This is a genomic window from Desulfobacter sp. UBA2225 (assembly GCF_002348205.1).
Lineage (GTDB): Bacteria > Desulfobacterota > Desulfobacteria > Desulfobacterales > Desulfobacteraceae > Desulfobacter > Desulfobacter postgatei.
In genome coordinates, this window is record NZ_DDYV01000041.1 from 1 (window position 1) to 4,311 (window position 4,311).

The 4,311-nt window shown below is 46.2% G+C and carries 4 protein-coding genes; all 4 read right to left on the reverse strand.

Features of this window, described 5'->3' with window-relative positions; all coding sequences use genetic code 11:
- Positions 1-1,195 (reverse strand): SLC13 family permease (locus B3D59_RS02210; RefSeq protein WP_286817450.1); only part of this gene is annotated, 1,195 nt, incomplete at its 3' end.
- A 93-nt stretch (positions 1,196-1,288) separates the two neighbouring features.
- On the reverse strand, positions 1,289-2,170 hold the full coding sequence (locus B3D59_RS02215; RefSeq protein WP_286817451.1) for a hypothetical protein: 882 nt from the start codon (positions 2,168-2,170) through the stop codon (positions 1,289-1,291).
- A 186-nt stretch (positions 2,171-2,356) separates the two neighbouring features.
- On the reverse strand, positions 2,357-2,719 hold the full coding sequence (locus tag B3D59_RS02220) for a NifB/NifX family molybdenum-iron cluster-binding protein (RefSeq protein ID WP_286817452.1): 363 nt from the start codon (positions 2,717-2,719) through the stop codon (positions 2,357-2,359).
- A 4-nt stretch (positions 2,720-2,723) separates the two neighbouring features.
- Positions 2,724-4,148: a sigma-54 interaction domain-containing protein gene (locus B3D59_RS02225; RefSeq protein ID WP_286817453.1), complete on the reverse strand. Its 1,425-nt coding sequence runs from the start codon at positions 4,146-4,148 to the stop codon at positions 2,724-2,726.
- Positions 4,149-4,311: the final 163 nt, after the last annotated feature.

The following is a 4,311-nucleotide window of genomic DNA, read 5'->3' on the forward strand; positions in this document are numbered from 1 at the left end:
CCACGTTCATAATGAAGTTGGTCATGATCATGACAAAAAATGCAATGCTTAGAATGAACACAAAGTAATTGGCTTTCTGGAACAAGGTCAACCAGTTGATGGCAAGCCATTCTGCCGCCCCTGTTTCCCACAGGCAGAAGCCGATACTCATGGCACCGCCGAACAACAGGATGATATTCCAGGGAATCGCCTCAAGGTCTTGAATGTTAAGGATGTTGAAGATAAAGAATAAAACCGTTGCCACAAGCATGATCGCGTTTTTGTCAAGGTTGGATATGGCAGGGATAAACTGTTTGGCGGACATGATGGCGATGGCGGTAAAAATGATGGTTGCTGCCAAAATTTCCTGTTTTGTAATGCCACCCATGGCTTTTCCCAGCATTTTGGCCTTTTCTCTGAGGCCCGGGATGGTTTTTTTCTCAGGCTTGCATACGATCATGAAAAAGCCCCATAGAAGAAAGGTCATAGCCCAGCCCACAGGCGCCATATAGTAGGTCAGCTCGAAAAAGGAGATTTCCGTTCCAACGATATCTTTGAAAAATCCAATAGCCACGGCACCGCGAGCAGCGCCCAGAAGCGTGATAATGGAGCCGGCACCTGCAATAAACGCCATGCCGATGAACAGGCCTTTACCGAACTTGGTGGGGCCGGGCTCATCTGTATACATCCCGTAGATGGTCATCAAGAGCGGAAACATGGTGGCTGCTACAGCCGTATGGGCCATAATATGGGTCAATGCGGCGGTGACCACAAAACAGCCCAGATATATCATGCTGGTTTTTTCCCCTACAACGGCCAGCATTTTGTAGGCCAGACGTTTGGTCAGCCCCGTTTTTGTGAACACCATGCCGATGACCAGGGATCCGAAAATAAACAGGACGGACGGGTCCATGAAGTCCTTGAGGGCTTCCTTGGCGGTACGGACCATAAAGAGTACCTGGAGGGCACCTATAGCCAGACTGGTCACACCAATGGGTAAAACCTCAAATACCCACCAGGTGCCGGCCAGAAGAAAGATGGCAAGTGCGCCTTTGCCCTGGGCGCTTAGTATAAAATGTTTTCCGGCAGGATCCACGGCGTCGGGCCACGCCGGAGAAAAATTAACAATGGCGAACAGAGTCAGGCCGATCAGCATGAACAGTGTTCTTTTCCAGTCCAGTTGTGGTTTTGCTGCATCTGCAATTTCAGTGGTCATTTGGGTCCCTCTCTCCTTTAGGTTAATGAATCATTGCTTCATTTAAATTTTGTTTTTATAAGTATTTTTTATATTTTTCAACGCTTTGTTTTATCAAGTTTTTCGTTTGAACGGAGCGGTCAAGTCCCAATTGGGAACGATGCCGCCTTTGTAGAAGTTCGGACCTATTTTCGTTTTAACGGATTTTACGCCGGGCACCTCACCAGCAAGATCCATGATCTCTTTTTGTGCCCGGGCCAGGTTCATCACTTTTCTATCAAGAGTAACCAGCACATGGCCCGAATCAGATTCAATAATCAGGTGGTGCCCAAGGCCGGCTAAGGCCGCATCAACCCTGGCACTGATATTAAAATCAAGAGCATGGATAATTTTATCGGCATTTTCGGTTGAGCTTGCGATATCTGATCGTATTTTTTCAAGGCCCTGGTTAACCGCTTCTATGGTCATGTCATGTGCCGCAGCATCAATTTTTTTCCATTCCAGAGCCATATTATGCCGTGCGGGGTCCCACAGGGAGTCTAAATTTAACTGGGCGGCAAAGCGCTGTTCTCCGTGATCGGACCGAGCGATGGCATTGGTGGCGGCCTGGCTGGATAAATGGTCTATATTCATGGCTCTTTGCCTGCGCACCTGCATGGGGGTTGCCGACATGATTCTGTAAATGCCGGAAACAGATGCGGGTATCAGGTGGGATAAAATACCCGAAAACAGGCAGGGACCATTTAAGATATTCTGGGATATCTGTACCTTCAGTGCGGCAAGGCATTTTTTTCTGTCGTGGGTAAAATTGTCAAAAGGAATTTGTCTGCACTGGATGGACTTGAAAATAAGGTCTGTTTTTAGATCATATGCCTGGCCGGTTTGTTCAACCAATACCGGATCTTCGTATACGGTGCATTGATATAGGGCAGATAGGGCGTCAATAACTCGGTAGGGGGAGGCGTATATACCGCATGTAATGGCAATCTGGGTCATGTTCTCTAATCTGCTCAGCCAGGGTTCGGGTTATCAATTAAAGTCAGGACCACAATTAGCAAGGAATGTGCCATGTTTTAAATTTTATTGTAAAACAAATAGTTAGGTTTTTATAAATAAAGAAAAGATTTAAATTAAAACAATATGAAACAAAATGAAAAACACATTTTAAAACGTTTTGAGACGTTATATAAAATTGCCCTCAACCATGCGGGTGAAAAGGATATCACCCGGGTTCAGCGTCTGGGTTTGCCATCGTTTAAAGGCATAGGCCCAAGCGCCGGAAACCCCGTCAAAAACCTTAATTTTTTTCCATTTTAGAAATTCATAATATTCATCTTCAATGGCACCACAGATGAGCGTGTTGATATCCTGGGCCAGAAGGGTATGACACAGTTCATCCGAGGATGACCTGGGCAGCACAATAATTTTTTTGTCCTGGATATCGGAATCGTTTACTGTTGTCAGAATGATGACTTCAGTGGTCAGGTCAAACCTGGGTACAATCTCTTCACCAAGTATTGGGATGGCAATTTTATGCAGTGTCATCGTTCTATTCTATCTGAAATTCCTTAATTTTCCGCCATAGTGTGCTGCGACTCATGCCAAGGATTTGCGCGGCTTTATCTTTTTTGCCCCGGGAGGTTTTCAAGGCATCCATAATCATCTGCCGCTGTACCGAGGACCAGGTTTGTCCGCTTTTATCCGGTTCCGAAGGTGCAGCAGAGCTGCGCAGTTGTGTTGGTTTGGTGTCGCAGAGATCCTGCGCTGCCGGTATATTTGAAACCCTTTGTACAGGTTCATGATCCAGAATATAGGCGGGCAGGTTCTCTGCTTCGATTCTGGTCCCCTGGGCCACATTCACGGCATACTCCATAATATTTTTCAGTTCCCTGATATTTCCCTCATAGGTGTAATTCAATAAAACAGCCAGGACCGGTTCCGAAAAGCCATTGATTTTTTTATTCTGTTTTTTTGTGTAGTGGTTTAGAAAATAGTCAAGCAGAAGACGAATATCTTCACCCCGTTCACGTAAGGGCGGCAGATGCACCCTGGCTACATTCAGACGGAACAGTAGATCTTTCCTGAATTTACCTATGGATACCATATATTCGAGGTCCCGGTGGGTGGCGGCAATAATTCTTACATTGGCATTGAATCCTTTGGTGGCACCTAACGGATAAATGATTCTGTCATCAAGAAATGTGAGCAGTTTCACCTGTAGAGGCAAGGGCAGGTCCCCGATTTCCGTTAAAAAAATAGTGCCGTTGTGAGCCAACTTGAACCGGCCGGGTTTGTTTTCTACAGCGCCGGTGAATGCCCCTTTCATATGACCGAAAATCTCGGATTCCAAAAGGGTCTCGGGCAGTGCGCCGCAGTTAATTTTAATAAATGGACCGCCTGCGCGCTGGGATGTCTGGTGTACGGCTTCTGCCACAAGGTCCTTGCCCGTGCCTGTCTCCCCGGTGATTAGGATGGATGCATCACTTTGGGCAAGCATGGGAAGGGTTTGAAATATTATTTCCATTTTCCGGCTTCGGCCGATGATATTGGCAAAACTGTAGGCCACATTCTTTTCAGGGTCATTGGTGGTACTGCTTCTCAAATCCTCGATGGTTTCCATATAACCTGTAAAATGACCCTGATTATCCACGATTTGTGCGGTGGTAATCCGTACAGGCAGTTTCTGTCGATCTGTATTAATAATATCACTGGTGCAGGATATGGACCGGTTTTTACGGTGGGTGGCGAGGATCGGACAGTTGATGATGCATGCAGAACTGCGCAGGATATTTCTGCAGGGAATGCCCCTGGCCATATCTAGGGAAAATCCCGTGAGTGCATGAAAGTACCGGTTAAGATGAACCACTCGCAAATCCCTGTCCATCAATAGTATGCCCAAGGGAATTTCATCCAGGATGTGGGTAAAATCCAGAGGCGATCTCATTAATTGATGAATTTCAGGAAATAATTGCATCCTTGAATGGGTTTCCTTTTTTTAGAGTAGTTTCAAGTGCCAGTTCCAGGTTCCTGGACGTGACTTCATCCGTATCCCCTTAGGTATATTTTCAAACAGGTTCACGAGCATGACAAAGCCTGCCTGTTTTAATTCATCGGTTTTGGATGACAGGTCCAGTGGC